This window comes from Clostridia bacterium, assembly GCA_014360065.1.
Taxonomy (GTDB): Bacteria; Bacillota; DSM-521; order Neomoorellales; family JACIYF01; genus JACIYF01.
In genome coordinates this window covers 1-17,244 of sequence record JACIYF010000055.1, presented here as the reverse complement: position 1 = coordinate 17,244, position 17,244 = coordinate 1, and the positions used below count along the sequence as shown (strand labels likewise).

Below are 17,244 nucleotides of genomic sequence, written 5' to 3'. Positions count from 1 at the left end.
CCCGAGCACTCATGGGGTGGTCTGTGGAAGTAAAAGATCTGGTTAGGCGCTTCGGGAAACACGAGGCAGTAGCAGGAATCAGCTTTGACGTTGAAGCAGGTGAAGTATTTGGACTTCTAGGTCCCAACGGGGCTGGCAAGACCACAACCATTCGGATGCTGGCTACTCTTTTGCCGCCAACCGGTGGTCAAATACTCATTGAAGGGATAGACGCACTCCGACGGGGGAACCTGGTTCGCCGCCTCATCGGCTATGTTCCCCAGGCCCTGTCAACAGACGGCACCCTGACAGGATACGAAAACCTGTTGTTCTTCGCCAAGTTGCTACAGCTTGACAGGAAGGTACGCGAGGAGCGCATCCAGGAGATCCTGGCTCTCCTTAGCCTTCAAGAAGCGGCCCACCAGTTAGTAAAGGAGTATTCCGGCGGTATGGTGCGCCGTTTGGAGATAGGCCAGGCCATCCTGCACCAGCCGCGGGTATTGATTTTTAGATGAGCCGACGGTGGGTTTGGACCCTGTGGCCCGTCACACCGTCTGGAATACTCTGGAGTTGCTGCACAAAGAGGTAGGTCTGACAATATTGATGACTACCCACTACATGGAGGAGGCTGAAGCCGCCTGCCGGCGGGTAGCCATTATGAATCGTGGTCGGATCGCCGTTCAGGGTACGCCGGACGAGCTAAAAAAGAAGACCGGCATTCCCAACGCTACCCTGGAGGACGTTTTTACTTATTTTACCGGCGGCCAGTTGGAGACAGGGGGGAGTTTTCGTGAAATGCGTCAGATACGCCGCCGCGTCCAGCGCTACCATTGAAAGGGAAGCAAGCGATAGCATTCTGCCGTCCCCGGGACTGGGAAGCAGGTTGGTGGCTTACCTGAATGGCTCTCTGGTTGTGACGGAAATGGAGATCCGCAAGCTGCGCCACGATCCGACTGAATTATTTACCCGGGCCGTGCAGCCGGTTTTATGGTTGCTGATTTTTGGGCAGGCCTTTTCCCGCATCCGGGCCATACCAACTGGCGGTGTCGACTACCAGACCTTCATGGCCCCCGGCATCCTGGCTCAGTCCATGATGTTCATTGCCATATTTTATGGTTTGAGTATTATCTGGGACCGGGACCAGGGTATCCTGCAAAAACTCCTGGCCATGCCGGTACCCCGGGCCGCTTTTGTCACCGGTAAAGCTCTGGGAGCCGGCATCCGCGCCCTCATCCAGGTAGTCATTATCCTTCTCCTGGCCTTTTTATTGCGGCTGGATATTCGCTGGAGCGTGGCCGGAGTAGTTTTTAGTATGCTGACGATACTGATTGGCGCCTCATTTTTTGCCACCCTGTCGATGATCTTTGCCGCTCTGCTGAAAACCCGGGAACGCTTTATGGGTATCGGCCAGGTAATCACTATGCCTTTATTCTTTCCAGTTTCTTTCGCTTCGCAGAGTGAAGTGTTGCTGGCGTAGGAGAGCGGCAGTCACTCCGGGCCCAGGTCTGGTCCGTCCCGAGAAGCTACCGTCATAGATAAGAGTGGTACCGCAGGATGGACTCTTCTCCTTAAGGATTATCAACGATGGGTTCAGCCGTTCAGCCTGAGCCAGTACAGCCCAGGCGCCTTCGAGAAAAGCTTGGGTAACGTCTTTGCCTTCACAGTCGAGCACTTTGGCCTTGCCACTGAGCACATCTAACCCGTTGCCACCCTGGATCTCGGCTGGGGGGCGGGGAATGGGGAGCTTACCTAGACATTCCGGACAGATGGGTATTGCCGAGCCTTGACGTACTAGCTCATGGATTTCTGGGTCTAGGTTGTTGCCACCGTTATACTTGCAGTTTTGCCCGGCCAGGCAGGCACTCACCAGTATCGCTCTTTTTGGCATTGGCTGCCCCCTCCCAGTCCAATACCAAGATAGCATTTCCCCTCGCCTTGTTCAACGGTCGTCGGATTGTGCCTCACCGTTAAAGCTATTTCTTCGACCTTCTAGGCTTGGCAGCAGCAGGGCCAACTGCGGTTGTTGGCACTGGTGAGACTGGTCGGGACCACCACCGCCTTTGGGCCCAGCGATAGGCTAGGGCTGCAAGGAAAAGGAAACCCGTGTACCCTATGGCTGGGAAAACGATGCCGACCATGCGCGAGAATCCCAACTGAGCCGCTAGCAAAGCCGCTACTCCGGAGCCGGTAACCACCCATCGAAAATGAGGGCTATTAGGATCAGCCCAACGGACGCTAAACCCGTATAAGCTGCCGACAGCGGTATTATAAACTTCGGCTAACAAGATGAGGCTGTAAGGGAGATCGGCCCAGGAGGCTAGATTGTTGGCGGCGTAGAGCATGGGTACTTCCCTGGTGGCGATCAGCGGTAGGTTGGCCAGAATGGCCAAGTAAATGGCCAGAGCACCTAATCCTAACCCTAGGCCGCCAGCTATAGCCCCGCGGAGGAGCTGGCGAGGGCGGCTGGCACTGCTGATGGGCACCAATACTGGAAGGGCCAAAATCAGGTTATAGGAAGTATACAATAAGGCGGCTAGGGGCCAGAAGGGAGCGGCGGCTCGAGCCAAATCCGACCAGCCCAGCTTTTCCAGCAGAGGCACGCTTAGGGTTATGCCTAATCTGGCGCTCCATGAGCTGGGTCCGGCTACGGGAGTAGCAGCCGGGGAGCCGGCCAGTTCGTTGGGTCCCATGGGAGTTCTTACTTGGGGGGCAACCATGCCAGGGCCAGTGCCGGTTCCAGGGGGCGCTGTGGCGCCAGCGGTAAGATAGGGCCAGATATTCGTTGCTCCCACTAATAGCACGGCCGCAATCAAGAAAGGGGCCACAATGCTTAAAGCGGAAACTACCGCGCCCAAACCCATTAATACGGTTAGGGCCGCAAGAATGACCATGAGCGCGCTGCCCCATAAGGCATTTAAGGCAAACTGCTCTGCAAAAATGGCCCCAGCGCCTGCTGCCATTACCGTTAAAAAACCAAATAAAAAGAAAGTGATCAAGAAGTCCATTGCCTTTCCCAGCCACCGGCCACCTACATCCACCAAAAGCGGCTGATAAGATTGAACTCCCAGGCGGTGCCCAGCCTGCAGGATTATATGGCCAAGAAGGATGAATAGGAGAGTGGCTCCAGCTAGGCCCAATAGCCCCCAGGGGCCGAAGCTGGAGAAGAACTGCAATATCTCCTGTCCGGAGGCGAATCCAGCCCCCACCACCGTGCCCACGTAGGCCGCAGCTACTTGAAAGGTAGAAAAGCTGGTGGTTTTGTTGGTTCTCAATCTCGATCCTCCGCTGACAATCTGTGGTTTCCTTGCTTAGTTTCCCCGCAAATGCACTACCTAACCGTAAGGTTGGTGCCTGTAGCACAGCAGTAACCTCTGGGAGATTTTTCTCATAAACATAAGAAGAGCAATGGCCCAAGATCTGGGAAGCTGAATTACCAGTACTAGATTGTTGGAACCAAATAGGGGGAGGGAAGCAAATGTCAGATTATCGTTGGGATTATCCTGGTTGGGACGATTGGGGTCCGCCAGGGCCTGGCCCAGGTATGCGCATGTGTCCGATGGCTATGCATATCCATCATGTCATCCAGCCTGGGGATACTTTTTACAATCTAGCCCAGCGTTATCGGGTACGGACCGATGACATTGTCCGACTCAATCCTTGCGCTGACCCCAACAACCTGCAAGTGGGAGAGATTGTTTGTATTCCGTGCCCACACCGCCCGCCCATGCCGCCACGGCCGCCGGGACCGCCAGTTGATCCCTACCAGAAGTAGGCACTAAAGTAGAGGCCAGAGCAGGGGGAGGCCATCGATGGCCGCCCCCTGTCCCTTGAGAAAGCTTTTCTATGCTTTCAGCTAGCCTGAGCGGCGTGAGTTGCCGCTTGGTAGCCCAGCTCAAACGCATACAGGTTGAGGTCGAGCTTTTTAGATTTAGATTGGTCGCTGCCAAATATGCTGTTAAGAACTCGCTTATAAGCTTCAGCCGGAAAAGGCAACCAACCGGTTCCGGCTAAGGCTCCCGTCATAACCACATTTTGGGCTAGCAACGTTCCCGCTGTCTCGGCAAGCTGAGCGGCTTGGATTTCTCGTACTTCGGAGCTTTGGTTACGGATATGTGACAATAACTGGTGGAGGTCCGGGTAGCTCCTCTCCCTTATCAGGACTGCCAGAGGAAAGTTGGGTCTAGGGTTGAGGAGCAGTTTGGTATGAGGGTTACCATAGGTGCTCAACACTCGGGCTGTTTCCAGCGGCTCCAGACCAAGAATTATGTGGGCCCGCTTGGGGGGGACTAAAGGGCCATAGCTCCCTTGAGGCGCTAAACGAAGGTGGCTCATCACTGAGCCGCCCCGCTGGGAGACGCCAAAAGTATCGGCGCTAGCAACTTTCCAGCCGCAAGCTACAGCGGTGCGCCCAATAATCTGGCTGGCCAAAACATTTCCCTGGCCGCCAACTCCTGCGATAACCAGGTTAACTAGCGAGCTGCTCATGGCTTACGTCCTCCTCGGTTCTGGTTTTGATTGCCCCAGCTGGACACAAGCTGATGCAGACGCCGCAACGGTTGCATACCGACTGATCGATGCTGGCCACACCGCGCTGGTCATCCCAGATATTTCCTGGGCAAGCGAAAACCCGACTGCAGAAATTGAAGCAGCTACAGTTATAACCTCGGCACAGGTCGGGGTCTACATAGACTTCGGGGCGAATCTCCCGTTTGGTGGCTATCAGGGCGCAGGTTTGCCGCAGGATCAATATCTGTACGCCTGGTTGCTGCAAGGCGGCGTAGATCCCGGCCGTTGCTTTAGGAATGTCGAAAGGATCAAGTATCGTAAAGGGCAACCCCAGGCCGGAAATGATCTGTTCCATAGGAACCGGCGGAAGGGGGTCACCGGCGGCTCCACCCCCGGTGCCTGGGTGGGGCTGGTGTCCGGTCATGGCGGTAGTCTGGTTATCCAGGATTATGCATAGGAAATTGGATTGGGTATAACGCCCGTTGATTAAAGCTGGCACTACCGCATGGTAGAAGGTGGAATCTCCCACTACTGCCACTACAGGTTGAGAAAACCCAAACCGCCACAGTTGGCCGAGGCCGCTAGCGATCCCGGCTCCCGATCCCATGGCGTGCATAGTTTGAAATGCGTTGAAGCCGGTGCGCCCCTTAGCCAGCGAATAGCAGCCGATGTCACCTAAGATGATTCCGCGCCGGCCGTCTAGCTCTAGGGCTGAGCGCAGGGCCCAAAATGAAGCCCGATGAGGGCATCCAGCGCAGAAAGCCAAGTCCCGACCAGGGAAACTAGGTTGTTCCCCAGCTTCTGAGGGTTTGGAGCTAGGTGTAGCTGTGCTAGCTACTGGGGCAAGGGCGCCAGGCGCGATTGCTTTGGCTATGGCTCGGTATACCAGCTCGGGATTGAGTTCTCCCAGCCCTATGCCGTTAGAACTGGCTACGTGGCCAGAATGCTTACCGTAAACGACAGTTTGACCCAGCGTGCTGCTGTTTCGGGCTACCAGCCCCAGGAGGTAATCCTCCACGAACGGTTCGATTTCCTCCAGGACTATCACCTGTCGGGCTGATTTAAGGTAACCTAGAAGCAGCTCTTCTGGTAATGGCCACGCCGTGGCTAACTGGAGAATCCCGATGCCATTCAAGGAGCCCAAACCCCAGTCCTCAGCCTTTGCCCTAAGCTCTTCCACTGCCTCGTGGGCATAATGAAAGCTGGGGCCACATGCCACTACCAAGATCTCGGGTTGGTCTGGTCCTAGGTAACGGTTGAAGTTGGATCGGTTGGCTACTTGCACGGCCCCAAGCAGCCTCTCTTCCTGGGCCTTGTGGCCTTCAATCCAGGTGATGAACTTATCGGTAGGAGCAATGATTGCTTGAGGCGCAGGTCCTTTCGGGAGAGGACCGAGGGTGGCGTTGGTAGCCGCATGACAAACTCTGGTGGTAAGGCGTAGCATCACCGGCTGACCCATTTGTTCCGAGAGATCAAAAGCGGCCTTAACCATCTCCTTGGCTTGTTGGCTATCAGCTGGTTCCCAAATGGCGAGGTGAGCCAACCGGCCTAAATAGCGGGAGTCTTCTTCTTTGGCGCTGGAATGAGCGCTGGGGTCATCGCCTACGGCTATCACCATTCCTCCCCGGGTTCCGGACAAACCAAGGCTGGTTAGAAAGTCAAAGGCTACGTTGAGGCCGTCGCACTTCATAATAGTCAGGGAGCGAAGTCCGGCGAAGGAAGCGGCAGCAGCGCCTTCCATGGCCACCTTTTCGTTAACCGACCATTCCGTGTACAAGCGGTCAGGGTAGAGCTTCTGGGCTTGGGCTAGCGCTTCTAAGATTTCGGCGGTAGGTGAGCCTGGATAGGAAGCAGCATAGTTTACTCCCGCCTCTAAGGCTCCCCTAGCAACGGCTTCGTTGCCGGTCAGCAGTACCTCCCTGCCAGCATCATCCAATAGGACTTCAGCATTCATTGATTAACCGCCTCCTTGGCCTTAATAACCCGCAGCTTTTTGTTGTGAACAGCTTGTCTCAATATGGGCAGTCGTTCGGCCGGGTACGGTTTAAGTTCTAGCCAGCCAGCATCCTGGGCGGCGCCGACTAGTTTGCACCCTCGGTCGCTACGGATTACCAGGGTGTTCCATTGGGGATCTAATTCTGTGGAGCCAACAGCTACATCTGCTAATTCGCTAGTAGGATCGGGGCAGCTAAGGCAAGCGGGGCGGATGAAAGGCCGAATTTCATCTACTGGCACTCGCTTTTCTCCTTGATCGGTCTTCAATATTACCTCTTGAGGCCCGATGTCCATCCAGTGGGGCAAGGTTCCTATGCGACCTTTTAACCAAGGGTAGAAAGCGCTATCCAAGGCCCAGAAGCAAAAGAGGCCGATAATCAATGCAGCTTTGGGTGAGTCTAGGTAGCTTTTTGCTTCGATGGTATTGTTTAGCACCTCTAGACGGCGCCATGCCGTTACTTGACAAGGGCGACCAATGATGGTCAAGGAATCGAGGTGCTGTTGCTTGGCTTGTAATCGGGCAGCCAGGGAAGGCACTGCCAGGTAGCGCGAGCCAGCGCAATTGGCAAGTTCCTGGCTGTTGGTGGCGAGATACGGGGAAGGGTAGGGGAAAACGTTGCTGACGGCGATTACCCCCTGTGACCATTCCTGTTCCAGGGTCCATTGGGCCAAGGCACTAACTACTCCTCCATACTGTGCCCCTTGGGGACGAATAGCCGGGTTGGCCCTGGCAAAATAGATTTGCTGATAATGGCCGAAATCGAGGTCAGGGGCTCGTCTACCAAACACCATTGCAGCCAGTTTTTTGCCATCGTGAGCCGTCTGTGGGCAAACCTGCCGGCAATACCCGCCGGAGATGGAGCTACAGCCAAGGGCATTTTCTACGGAGGGGCTATCTTTTCCCTGGCTTGGAGTTGCACCTTCCTGCCGGAGGGGACAGGTGTAAATTGGCCGCACTCGATCAGCGGCATAACCTATGTAGGGGCAGATCCCGGCACACATTCCACAGCTGGAGCACTGATCAAGCGGTGGCAAGAGTTCCTGATCCATTTTGCGGTAATTCAACCCCCTTCTATTTTTAAACTAGCCTAAGTTCTTTATCATATAGTATTAGTACTAAGTCATAATAATTACTTCCAATCTCTTGACCTTTATTCTACTCTTTACCAGCAAGTAGCGCAACCGTAGCTCGTAGCCAATTGCGGTGGTAGCTTATGTAGGTTGACTGCTTGCCCGGGAATGCTATAACTAACTAAGGAAACTATTGCTTGTTCGCCCAAGGAGGCCGTAGCATGCCGTCGAAAATCACTCTTCCTGTGTCGGGCATGAGCTGTGCCGCTTGTGCCAACCGCATCGAAAAAGGATTGCAGCGCTTGCCGGGTGTTGAAGAGGCAACCGTAAACTTGACGGTAGAAAAGGCTACTGTAATCTATGATCCCCAAGTAGTGAGCCTGGGCGATATGGTTAAGACTATTCGCGATATCGGGTATGACGTCCCAACCGATAAGGTAGAAATAAAGCTCATTGGCATGAGCTGTGCTGCTTGCGCTAGCCGGATTGAGAGGAAGCTCAATTCCTTGCCGGGCGTTGTCCATGCTGGGGTTAACTTGGCCACTGAACGAGCCACGGTGGAATACAATCCCGGCACCATTGGCTTTGAAGACATGAAAAAGGCAGTAATAGCCCTAGGTTACGGGGCTGAACCTGCTTACCAGCTGACCATGGACCGGGAGCAAAAAGAAAGGGAGGGGGAGATTGCCTATAGGCGCCGCCTTTTCTTATTGGCAGCTATTCTGTCGGCCCCCCTCCTAGTCACCATGTTGGTTCATGTCTTGGGCTGGGGTTGGTATCCTATGTGGCTCATGTCCCCCTTTGCCCAATTTGCCCTGGCGACGCCGGTACAATTCGTATCCGGGTGGCCCTTTTATCGGGGAGCCTATTTGTCGTTAAGATCCGGAAGCGCCAATATGGATGTGCTGGTAGCCATGGGAACTTCGGCTGCCTATCTTTACAGCGTGTACAACACCTTCGTCCAGCCTGGCCCACTCTATTATGAGACGGCGGCGGTATTGATAACTCTGGTCTTGCTGGGCAAGATGTTGGAAGCCATTGCTAAAGGACGGACCTCGGAAGCCATCCGTAAGCTGATGGGGCTCTGCCCCAAGGTGGCAACGGTGGAGCGGAATGGGGTGACGATGGAGGTTCCCGTCGAAGAGGTGCAAGTTGGCGATCTGGTGCTGGTCCGGCCCGGTGAAAAAATACCGGTGGACGGGGTACTAGTCGAAGGGGCATCGTCAGTGGATGAATCCATGCTAACTGGAGAGAGCTTACCCGTTGACAAGACGGTGGGAGATGAAGTCATAGGCGCTACTATCAACAAGCATGGGGCGTTTAAATTCCGTGCCACTAAAGTGGGTAAAGATACTGCTTTGGCTCAGATAGTCAGGGTGGTGGAGGAAGCCCAAGGGACAAAAGCTCCTATCCAGCGAATTGCCGACGTTATTTCCGGTTATTTTGTTCCGGCTGTAATTGGCGTGGCGGTGATTACTTTTATGGCTTGGTACTTCTGGGGGGATCCTGGCAATTTTTCTCGGGCCCTTACCAACTTTACCGCGGTGCTGGTCATAGCTTGCCCTTGCGCCTTGGGCCTGGCTACGCCTACCTCCATTATGGTAGGGACTGGGAAGGGAGCCGAGAATGGGATCTTGTTTAGGGGTGGAGACCATCTGGAGAAAGCGCAGCAACTTAACGTAATCGTCTTGGACAAAACTGGTACCATCACCAAGGGGGAGCCAGAAGTTACCGATGTAATAGTCATCCCAGGGACTAACCTGGACGCAGGCGAGCTTCTTGCTTTAGTGGCCAAGGCGGAAAGGCAATCGGAGCACCCTCTGGGGCAAGCGATTGTCAAAAGAGCCCAGGAAACCGGAAGCTTGGAAGCAGAGAATGACTCAGGAATCACTCAGTTTCGAGCTTTACCCGGCCGGGGGATAATTGCCCAGGTGGAGGGCCGAACCGTCCTGGTGGGCAACCGCAAATTGATGGAGGAGCAAGGTATAGGTAGTGCGGCTTTTGATCAAGAGGCTAGCCGGGTGGAGCAGGAGGGGAAAACCGCCATGTTGGTTGCCGTTAATGGCCAACCGGCTGGGATCGTTGCCGTGGCTGATACTCTGAAACCGCATTCGCGGGAAGCAATCGAGGCTTTGCAAAAAGCAGGGCTAGAAGTCTGGATGATTACCGGCGATAACCGGCGTACCGCCCATGCCATTGCTGCTCAGGCCGGCATTGACCCTAGTCATGTATTGGCGGAAGTTTTGCCGGAGGACAAGGCCGATCAGGTGAAGAACCTCAAGGCCAAGGGGCGGGTAGTAGGAATGGTGGGGGATGGCATTAACGATGCTCCGGCCTTGGCGGTGGCGGATGTGGGTTTTGCTATTGGCACGGGTACCGATGTGGCCATGGAGACGGCAGATGTCACTTTAATGCGGGGCGACCTGAGGGGGATTGTGGCTAGCATCCTGCTTTCCCGTGCCACCATGAAGAATATTCGCCAGAACCTTTTCTGGGCCCTAGCCTACAATTCGGCCGGCATTCCCATCGCTGCCCTTGGGTACCTTTCCCCCATGATTGCCGGAGCCGCCATGGCTTTTAGCTCGGTGTCGGTAGTAACCAATGCCTTGCGTTTGCGCCATTGGCGGTTTGCTATGGAGGACTAATTTGCACGTGAGGAGGATTTCAGCGTTGACCAGTCGTCCTAAGGTATTTATTAGCCGTATTGTTGCCCGTGAGGCAGAAGATCTCCTGCGGGCCGAATGTGATTGTGAGGTCTGGCCTCACCATGATCTCCCTTGCCCAGGTCAGGTTCTGGCGGAGAAGCTTGCACAGGTGGATGGGGCCTTAATAATGGGTCAGGACCCGGTGCCAGCTGACATGCTTCCGGCCCAACCGGCTAACCGGCCGCGCCTGCGGGTAATTGCCAACATGGCAGTGGGCTTTGACAATATAGATGTGGCCGCGGCTACGGCTCGGGGCATCATGGTAACCAATACCCCCGGAGTGCTAACCGAAACTACGGCGGACTTGGCTTGGGCCCTGCTCTTAGCTGCTGCTCGGCGGTTGGGCGAGGGAGAGAGGATCGTCCGTAGTGGCCAGTGGAAAAGCTGGGCTCCCAACTTCATGGTAGGACAAGATGTTTACGGCGCTACCCTGGGGATAGTGGGGTTGGGGCGCATTGGCAAAGCTGTAGCGGCTCGAGCCCGCGGATTCAATATGCAGATTCTTTACTACGGCCGCAAACAGCAGCCTGAGGCCGAGCTCCGGCTGGGAGCCCGGTATTGCCAGCTGGAGGTTTTGTTGAGGGAAGCCGATTTTGTGGTCATTACCGTTCCGTTGACCGAAGAAACCCGGGGACTGATCGGCAAACGCGAACTCAGTCTCATGAAGCCTACGGCGGTACTGGTCAATGTGGCTCGGGGGCCAGTTGTAGACGAGGCGGCTTTAATTGAAGCTTTGCAAAAGAAACTGATCTGGGCGGCGGGCTTGGATGTTTATGAAAAGGAGCCGCTCCCCATTGACAGCCCGCTAATTCAGCTGGAAAACGTGGTTCTTTTGCCCCATATCGGTAGTGCCACCGTAGCTACTCGGACCAAGATGGCAATTACGGCGGCTAAGAACCTGTTGGCCGGACTTAAGGGTGAACGTCCGGCCAACTTGGTCAACCCCGAAGTGCTTTAAGTTCCTGATCTTGGCTGTTGATCGTAGTTACCGGGCTAGTTGTTCCTGGTAATCGTAGATCATGCGATTGATCTCGGCGATATCAGCGAAGCCCTGGTCGGGATTATCTTGCCCTTGGGATAAGACGGCTATTATATACGGCCTGGACCCATAGACGATGCCCACGTCGTTACATACGCCCCAGATGAAGCCTTCTTTATGAGCTACGGTCACAGAATCGGGCAGGTAGAGGGGCAGGGCCTCGTTGTAGATACCATTGGCCATGTCATCGATGAGCCGCCGGCCTACTGCTGGGTATTGGCGATTTAGGTCCAGCACTGCCTGCAAATATACACCCATATCCCTGGCTGTGGTGAGGTTTTTCCCGTCAGGAAATACGGTCCAGGCTCCCAGATTGCGCATATAATTGGCTATGCTGTCCTGGCCCAGATATCGGACTAACATTCGGTAAGCAATATTGTCACTGGTGGTAATAGCCATGGTAGCCAGGGTGCGCAGGGTATACTTATCACCTTCTCTGGCCCCGAACTGGATTATGCCGCTGCCTCCCTGGTAATCAGTCTGGCTTTGATAGGCCAGCTTGGTTTGCCAGTCGATTTTGCCTTGGGCTGCCAGAGTGTTTAGGTAGAGTACCGTAGGCAGTTTGACGGTGCTGGCCGCTGGGATGGGTGTATAAGCGTTGATTTCCACGGTCTTGCCGCTAATGAGATCCTTGAAGTATATACCGTAGGTGGCCTTTCGTTGGGAGACGAAATCCTCCAATTGCTGCCTTAGGGGTGCATAATTGGGGGATCCAGATCCTTGGTCGGGGACGTAAAGGACTTGTCCGGGATAAATGGTATCCCCGGAGAGGTTATTGACCTGTTTTAGAGTGTTGGTGCTGACCTTAAAGCGTTGGGAAATTTTCCATAAGCTGTCCCCAGGAGCTACTTGGTAGTTTAAGGCAAATGCTGCTAGAGGCAAAATAAGGGCTAGAATTAAAGTCGGGGCTCCGATTAGCAGAAAAAGACGGCGCCGCCTGCGGCTGAAATTAATCATGGCTCCCAAACCCTCTCCTTTCAATGGAAGTAAGACTATTGCTGTATGTAAGCTGGTCGGTATGTACGAGGGTTGGAAACAAGGTGGAAGCTAGCAGGGGAGCACGATAACCTACAAGAGGTATTGGACGGTTTTAGTTTATTTCCTTTAGAAAAATTCTGCCAAACCTATCACAGTGCTGGTTTCCGTGGTATAATCAGGCAGGTTGTAACCATATTAATGGTGAGGTTCAAATAGCAGGGAGGAAAAACGTGGCCAGTCCCAATCCTATTTTTCTCTTGGGCGGTATCGGCATGATTTTGGTAGGGGTAGCGGCCATCTGGTACGCCAAAAGGTTAGGTGCTACCTGGGGGATTTTGGGTTGGGGGGCCCTGATATGGTTGCTGGCCATTATCCTTAAAACCTTCTGGGGTTACTTCATGAACCTTTTGGTTTCTCGATTGCTGTATTTTCATCTCCCGCCTGCTGCCCAGAAAGGTGCCTTTGTTGCCTACGTAGGCCTGAGCACTGCGATACTTGAATGCCTACTAGCTTATCTTTTGGCTTATCTAGCCATGCGAGTGTGGCGTTTATGGCGCGAAGCAGAATATAGCCAAGCCGTTGGCCTCGGGGTAGGCTTTGGGGCCACCGAGGCCTTGTTCTTAGGTATATCCGGCTTGCTTACGGTCATTCTGGTGCTGACTAGGTTAGCTCCTCCAGATGTCCAGGCTGGCTTTGCAGTTTGGAACCATGCTTGGCTGTGGGCGACAGCCCCCATAGTGGAACGGGCTGCCCTCATGCCCATCCATGCTTTGGGAGTGGTTTTGGTTTTTGTTGCAGCTCAATTAGGACAGCTGCGCTGGTTTTGGGCCTCGCTACTATATAAGACCATTGTCTATGGCGTTTCCGCCTGGGGCCGGCTATTCTTTGGGCTAAACACTTCTTTGGGCCACCTATGGCTTATGGAACTGGTCATGGTCATTTTCGGGTTAATTGGCCTCTGGGGGCTCATAGCTCTGGCCTTACGCTCCCAGGCGGGTGATGGCAGCACCCAACCCTAGGGTCGGTCAGATCTTTACTGCCGTACCGTAAGCGATCATTTCTGCTGCCCCGGTGGTGATGGTGCTGGTGGCGAAGCGGATGCAGATAATAGCGTTGGCTCCCAGAGATTCTGCCTCCTGGATCATTTTCGCAAGGGCCTCGTTGCGGGCATCCTCTAGCAATTGGGCGTACTCGGTTACGTTTCCTCCCACCAGCTTTCGTAGGGCCGCCAGGATGTCCTTACCTAAATGGACGGCCCGCATGGATGAGCCCTTTACTAGCCCTAATACTTGGTATTCGGTGCGTAAATCGCTGGTTGTCAGTAGCATGGGTACCACTCCTCCTGTCTTATCTAGTCCCCGACTTTTTATTAGACAAGTGGGTTGGCCGGTTTACCTTAGTAGTCTCTACCTACAAACAGCTTGAGAGCCAAAAGGTAGAGCAGTACTACGCTGGCGGCCACTGCTCCTGTGCCCCACCATACCCAAAGCGGGACTGCAAACGGGCCGGCAGCTGCCATATAAGTGAGGTAAGAAAACCGAGCCCAGCCGGGCACGAAGGCGGGCCAGCCCAAAGCAGCCAGGACCGCCAGGCTAAATATTGCTGCTTTGATGGAATCATCGACTACAGCCGAGAAAGCAAAGCTGATGGCCAAGGCTAGTAACGTCCCGGCCAGGGTACCTGGCAAGCCTCGGAGGATGAGTCCCCACCCAACTGGTTGGTGATAAAGCCAGGTAGCAACTCCCAAGCCCAACGTGGAAATGACGGCAATCAAACTCAGCCAAGCCCCGCTGGCCAAGAATTTGGCGCCCAGGACCTGTTTGCGGCTAAATGGCCTGGACAGGGTATAGCCAATGCTACCGGTGGCGGCCTCGGACGCTAGGCTCGGAGCACCAAAGATTAAGGCAAATACCAGCATATACTGGAGCAAGTTTTTCCCGTACCAATTGCTCCAAAGGAAGAGAGTGTAGTTTTGGAGCTGGGCATCCAAGGCCTGACGGAGGCTACCGGGTAGTTGGCTGGGCAAGTACAACCCGCCTAACCAGTGAAAGGCATAGGGTAAGGTTATACCGGTAACCAGAGCTATGGCCAGACAGATCAGTCCTTTTAGCCAAGCTGAGGAAAACTCCTTCTTGGTCAGGGCCCAAAACCGGTTCCGCATTTCACTCACTCTCCTTCGAGCGCCTGGGAGCGTTGGCATACCCAAGAAAGATCTCTTCCAGGTTTAGGTCCACTACTTCCATGGCAAACTGGGGCACTGTGGCTAGTTTTTCCAAGAAATCTTCCAGCTCTCCCGAGACGGTGAATACATAGCGTCGGCCTTCCTGCTCAATGCTGCGAATGCATGGGTGGCGAAGGAGTTCCGCCGGGGGTTCAGATTGAAAGGCTACCCGCACCTTTTTCTCGCTGGCTCGCAATTCCTCGATGGTCTTGGTTACCGGGATCTTCCCAGCTACCATTATAGCTACTGACTCTGCGGCTCGTTCAACTTCATCAATGTCATGGGAAGAAAGGATTACCGTGCATCCCCGGTCGGCGACTTCTTCCATCAAAATGCTCAAGAATTGGCGGCGGGCTACCGGGTCAAAGCCGGCGGTGGGCTCATCTAGAATAAGCAGGTCTGGCCTTTGGGCCAGGGCCAGCACTAGGGCCAGAATGGCCCTTTGCCCCTTGGAGAGTTTAGCTGAGGGGGTCTCTAGAGGAAGGTCGAGCTGGGAGGCGCGAGCTAGGAACGCTTGCTGATCCCAGTTGGGATAAAGCTGGCGGTTGAATTCGGCTAGGTGCTTGGCGGTCATGGCCGGATAGAATGCTGGATTTTCAGCTACGTAGCCGATCCTTTCTTTGAACCTGGCCCCTTCTGTTAGTACATTCTTCCCTAATACCCAAACCTCGCCCCGGGTAGGTCGGGTAAGGCCGAGCAGCATTTTCAACGTGGTTGTCTTACCGGCGCCGTTGGGGCCGAGTAACCCCAACACGGAACCGGCCGGCACCTCCAGATTAATCCCATCTACTGCTACGACCTCCCGGTGCCGGATCCGGAAGATCTTGCTCAACCCCTTGATCTCAACGGCGTTCATTTTTCCATTCCTCCCGCAAGATGGCAATAGCCAGTTCTTGACTTACCCCCAGTTGTTGGGCCAAGATCGCAGCTTGTCGCAAGAGGAGGCGCAGGTTTTGCAGTGGCTGGCCGGAGGGCTCCTCTGAGATGGGTTGGCTATTTTTGCTGGTGGTTACGAAGGTTCCTGCCCCGCGGGCGGTAGTGATCCAGCCGTCCCTTTCCAGCTCCAAATAGGCCCGGGCCACAGTATTGGGGTTAATAGCTAGCTCTGAGGCTAGCTGCCGCACCGTTGGAAGCCGTTCACCCGGCTCCAAAGCCCCAGACCGAATAGCTTTCTTGATCTCCTGGGTTACTTGTTGGTAGAGAGGAACGTTTTTGTCCGGGTCGATCCGAAACCAGACCATGGTTTACGCTCCTACGCCTAAGGCTATCTTAAATTGTATTAATACAACGTACTTAAATTGTACTTTGTCTTAGTACAAATGTCAAGCTCTTGGTAGGCTTTCGCCGGCTGGAGATTCTCACCCGGTTCAGGCTAGATACGATGGTAGCTTCACGGTTGGGCCTAGTTGGTGCCGGCAACTTAAAGTTGCTGGCTCCAAGCGAATGGAGGGGCGGAACTCTTCTTAGCTCCTCAGTCTTTCAACCACAGTGTGGAAGTACGCTGGATCTTCAAATCCCAGGCGCCAGACTGCTACACCTCGTAGTCCATATTTTCTTGCCAGGGCAGCCTTGGCAGCAGCTGCCTTTCCGTCTTCGAACCATACTTCTCGCTTGCTTCCATCATTGGCAGTATAGCGAAAGAAGGAGGATTGACTACTGTCATCCCATCTTATGCTGGCGCCCCGCTCTCGGGCTCGTTCATGCAAGTCTTTGATCCCGGCATTGATAGCTTTGCCCTTGCCCACTGGCCAGTCGTAGCCGTAGGAGGCCACGGTCATCACCAGCTTCTCCCTTGGCACCCCTTGGGAGAGCGCGTACTTAATGTTGCGCTCTACCCAATCGATGGGGGCTACGGAACCGGGGCCACTAGTCTCGGAGTGATTGTCATAGGTCATCATGGCCATCCAGTCGACATACTGGGCCAAAGCCTTGTAATCGAAAGCCCCGCTGACGTCATGGGACACATCCACCTTGGGAAATACTGACAAGGTTACCATTTTTCCTTTGGGATGAAGGCTGGCGGCCAGCTCCTTTACAAAGGCGGTATAATTATCCTTGTCCTTAGCGGGGATGCCCTGAAAGTCTATATTGATGCCATGGTATTTGTTGTTTACCACCAAGTCAGTTATATTTTTGATTGCCCTTTTTCGTACCTCTGGATCGGTTAACATCTTGTCGTTACCATCGGCGTTATTAATCAAGGGGATAACCTTAAGCCCCTTTTGGCTCATCAAGAAATCGCGGACGTGTGGTTCCAAGCGAATGGTTTCGATATCCCCGGAGGCGTGCAGAGAATACCAGAAGGGACACACCGTGCCAAAATACCGATAGTGGGATTGAAGGGATGGCCAACCGGGATCGGTGGTGCCAAAACCTTTTTCATAAAAGCCAATCAACTCAGGGCTGGGTGGGGCTAAGGGCTTGCCGGGCGGCTGCCGGAAGGTAAGGGCTCCCAAGATCAGGACTACTACTCCAAGGATAAGAGCAGGAACAGCGTATCTTTTGTTAATTAATTTGGTGATAAATCGTTCTACGCTATCCCAGTTCATCGATGTTGACCTCCCAGCGGTTTGGTTGCCTTTGATTTTAGGATTCGAAGCTAAAACCAGGCTAATACGGGGAAAATTTGTAGGTGGTGCTTCAATTTGCCATGACTTAAATAATGGAATAAAATGTTGAGGGGGTTGCCTAGATAATCTATAGCTTTAGCCAGGCTGACTGGCGGCGGGAAACGGAGTTGGTAATATGCC

General features: G+C 54.1%; 18 protein-coding genes. 7 read left to right on the top strand and 11 right to left on the bottom strand.

The genetic code is table 11. The annotated features are described in order from the left end of the window. Positions 1-11 precede the first annotated feature (11 nt). The 3 genes from H5U02_09190 (at position 12) to H5U02_09180 (ending at position 1,456) form a co-directional block, all read left to right on the top strand. Positions 12-494, top strand: coding sequence for an ATP-binding cassette domain-containing protein (locus H5U02_09190; GenBank protein ID MBC7342602.1), 483 nt, complete (start codon positions 12-14; stop codon positions 492-494). Positions 495-501: 7 nt separating this feature from the next. Beyond that, on the top strand, positions 502-813 hold the full coding sequence (locus tag H5U02_09185) for a hypothetical protein (protein MBC7342601.1): 312 nt from the start codon (positions 502-504) through the stop codon (positions 811-813). Between the two features lie 88 nt (positions 814-901). After that, positions 902-1,456, top strand: a complete 555-nt coding sequence (locus tag H5U02_09180; GenBank protein MBC7342600.1) for an ABC transporter permease — start codon at positions 902-904, stop codon at positions 1,454-1,456. On the opposite strand, the gene H5U02_09175 is transcribed toward H5U02_09180, so the two are convergent. After that, positions 1,406-1,867 (bottom strand): DUF523 domain-containing protein, encoded by a 462-nt coding sequence (locus H5U02_09175; protein MBC7342599.1) that lies wholly within the window; start codon positions 1,865-1,867, stop codon positions 1,406-1,408. The two genes, H5U02_09180 and H5U02_09175, sit on opposite strands and share 51 nt — an antisense overlap. Before the next feature lie 85 nt (positions 1,868-1,952). Further along, entirely contained in the window at positions 1,953-3,251 is a 1,299-nt protein-coding gene (locus tag H5U02_09170; protein MBC7342598.1) for a hypothetical protein, read from the bottom strand. A gap of 203 nt (positions 3,252-3,454) precedes the next feature. Here H5U02_09170 and H5U02_09165 point away from each other — a divergent pair, with 203 nt between their 5' ends. Beyond that, the gene (locus tag H5U02_09165) at positions 3,455-3,751 is read left to right on the top strand and encodes a LysM peptidoglycan-binding domain-containing protein (GenBank protein ID MBC7342597.1); all 297 of its coding nucleotides are present in this window, start codon (positions 3,455-3,457) and stop codon (positions 3,749-3,751) included. A gap of 77 nt (positions 3,752-3,828) precedes the next feature. Here H5U02_09165 and H5U02_09160 read toward each other — a convergent pair whose 3' ends face one another. From H5U02_09160 to H5U02_09150, 3 genes are read right to left on the bottom strand one after another with little or no spacing between them, the layout of a single operon-like run. After that, complete coding sequence (locus H5U02_09160) at positions 3,829-4,464, bottom strand: indolepyruvate oxidoreductase subunit beta (protein ID MBC7342596.1); 636 nt, start codon at positions 4,462-4,464, stop codon at positions 3,829-3,831. Further along, the gene (locus H5U02_09155; GenBank protein ID MBC7342595.1) at positions 4,445-6,439 is read right to left on the bottom strand and encodes an indolepyruvate ferredoxin oxidoreductase subunit alpha; all 1,995 of its coding nucleotides are present in this window, start codon (positions 6,437-6,439) and stop codon (positions 4,445-4,447) included. The genes H5U02_09160 and H5U02_09155 overlap by 20 nt, the downstream gene beginning before the upstream one ends. Then, positions 6,436-7,545 carry a Coenzyme F420 hydrogenase/dehydrogenase, beta subunit C-terminal domain gene (locus tag H5U02_09150; GenBank protein ID MBC7342594.1) on the bottom strand — a complete coding sequence of 370 codons (1,110 nt, stop codon included), beginning with the start codon at positions 7,543-7,545 and terminating at the stop codon, positions 6,436-6,438. Before H5U02_09150 ends, H5U02_09155 begins: the two co-directional genes overlap by 4 nt. A gap of 227 nt (positions 7,546-7,772) precedes the next feature. Here H5U02_09150 and H5U02_09145 point away from each other — a divergent pair, with 227 nt between their 5' ends. Together H5U02_09145 and H5U02_09140 are read left to right on the top strand one after the other, a co-directional pair. After that, the gene (locus H5U02_09145; protein MBC7342593.1) at positions 7,773-10,196 is read left to right on the top strand and encodes a copper-translocating P-type ATPase; all 2,424 of its coding nucleotides are present in this window, start codon (positions 7,773-7,775) and stop codon (positions 10,194-10,196) included. Continuing rightward, on the top strand, positions 10,153-11,214 hold the full coding sequence (locus tag H5U02_09140) for a D-glycerate dehydrogenase (protein MBC7342592.1): 1,062 nt from the start codon (positions 10,153-10,155) through the stop codon (positions 11,212-11,214). The genes H5U02_09145 and H5U02_09140 overlap by 44 nt, the downstream gene beginning before the upstream one ends. 27 nt (positions 11,215-11,241) lie before the next feature. Here H5U02_09140 and H5U02_09135 read toward each other — a convergent pair whose 3' ends face one another. Further along, on the bottom strand, positions 11,242-12,252 hold the full coding sequence (locus H5U02_09135; GenBank protein ID MBC7342591.1) for a serine hydrolase: 1,011 nt from the start codon (positions 12,250-12,252) through the stop codon (positions 11,242-11,244). A gap of 251 nt (positions 12,253-12,503) precedes the next feature. On the opposite strand from H5U02_09135, the gene H5U02_09130 reads away from it, so the two are divergent. Beyond that, a complete protein-coding gene (locus H5U02_09130; GenBank protein ID MBC7342590.1) occupies positions 12,504-13,292 on the top strand; it encodes a YhfC family intramembrane metalloprotease in 789 nt (262 codons plus the stop codon). A 6-nt stretch (positions 13,293-13,298) separates the two neighbouring features. Here the strand turns inward: H5U02_09130 and H5U02_09125 are convergent, their stop codons facing one another. The 5 genes from H5U02_09125 to H5U02_09105 form a co-directional block, all read right to left on the bottom strand. Continuing rightward, complete coding sequence (locus H5U02_09125; GenBank protein ID MBC7342589.1) at positions 13,299-13,601, bottom strand: YbjQ family protein; 303 nt, start codon at positions 13,599-13,601, stop codon at positions 13,299-13,301. A 68-nt stretch (positions 13,602-13,669) separates the two neighbouring features. After that, positions 13,670-14,434 (bottom strand): ABC transporter permease subunit, encoded by a 765-nt coding sequence (locus H5U02_09120; protein ID MBC7342588.1) that lies wholly within the window; start codon positions 14,432-14,434, stop codon positions 13,670-13,672. 1 nt (position 14,435) lies between these two features. Continuing rightward, the gene (locus H5U02_09115; GenBank protein ID MBC7342587.1) at positions 14,436-15,350 is read right to left on the bottom strand and encodes an ABC transporter ATP-binding protein; all 915 of its coding nucleotides are present in this window, start codon (positions 15,348-15,350) and stop codon (positions 14,436-14,438) included. After that, entirely contained in the window at positions 15,337-15,735 is a 399-nt protein-coding gene (locus tag H5U02_09110) for a GntR family transcriptional regulator (GenBank protein MBC7342586.1), read from the bottom strand. Before H5U02_09110 ends, H5U02_09115 begins: the two co-directional genes overlap by 14 nt. Positions 15,736-15,957: 222 nt before the next feature. Then, complete coding sequence (locus tag H5U02_09105) at positions 15,958-17,043, bottom strand: glycoside hydrolase family 18 (GenBank protein MBC7342585.1); 1,086 nt, start codon at positions 17,041-17,043, stop codon at positions 15,958-15,960. Positions 17,044-17,244: the final 201 nt, after the last annotated feature.

Coding starts and splice junctions, on each gene's coding strand:
- H5U02_09105 (MBC7342585.1), bottom strand. CDS start 17,043: ATGAACTGGGATAGCGTAGAACGATTTATCACCAAATTAATTAACAAA.
- H5U02_09115 (MBC7342587.1), bottom strand. CDS start 15,350: ATGAACGCCGTTGAGATCAAGGGGTTGAGCAAGATCTTCCGGATCCGG.
- H5U02_09165 (MBC7342597.1), top strand. CDS start 3,455: ATGTCAGATTATCGTTGGGATTATCCTGGTTGGGACGATTGGGGTCCG.
- H5U02_09125 (MBC7342589.1), bottom strand. CDS start 13,601: ATGCTACTGACAACCAGCGATTTACGCACCGAATACCAAGTATTAGGG.
- H5U02_09145 (MBC7342593.1), top strand. CDS start 7,773: ATGCCGTCGAAAATCACTCTTCCTGTGTCGGGCATGAGCTGTGCCGCT.
- H5U02_09120 (MBC7342588.1), bottom strand. CDS start 14,434: ATGCGGAACCGGTTTTGGGCCCTGACCAAGAAGGAGTTTTCCTCAGCT.
- H5U02_09135 (MBC7342591.1), bottom strand. CDS start 12,252: ATGATTAATTTCAGCCGCAGGCGGCGCCGTCTTTTTCTGCTAATCGGA.
- H5U02_09155 (MBC7342595.1), bottom strand. CDS start 6,439: ATGAATGCTGAAGTCCTATTGGATGATGCTGGCAGGGAGGTACTGCTG.
- H5U02_09140 (MBC7342592.1), top strand. CDS start 10,153: ATGCCTTGCGTTTGCGCCATTGGCGGTTTGCTATGGAGGACTAATTTG.
- H5U02_09180 (MBC7342600.1), top strand. CDS start 902: ATGGAGATCCGCAAGCTGCGCCACGATCCGACTGAATTATTTACCCGG.
- H5U02_09110 (MBC7342586.1), bottom strand. CDS start 15,735: ATGGTCTGGTTTCGGATCGACCCGGACAAAAACGTTCCTCTCTACCAA.
- H5U02_09190 (MBC7342602.1), top strand. CDS start 12: ATGGGGTGGTCTGTGGAAGTAAAAGATCTGGTTAGGCGCTTCGGGAAA.
- H5U02_09160 (MBC7342596.1), bottom strand. CDS start 4,464: ATGAGCAGCTCGCTAGTTAACCTGGTTATCGCAGGAGTTGGCGGCCAG.
- H5U02_09175 (MBC7342599.1), bottom strand. CDS start 1,867: ATGCCAAAAAGAGCGATACTGGTGAGTGCCTGCCTGGCCGGGCAAAAC.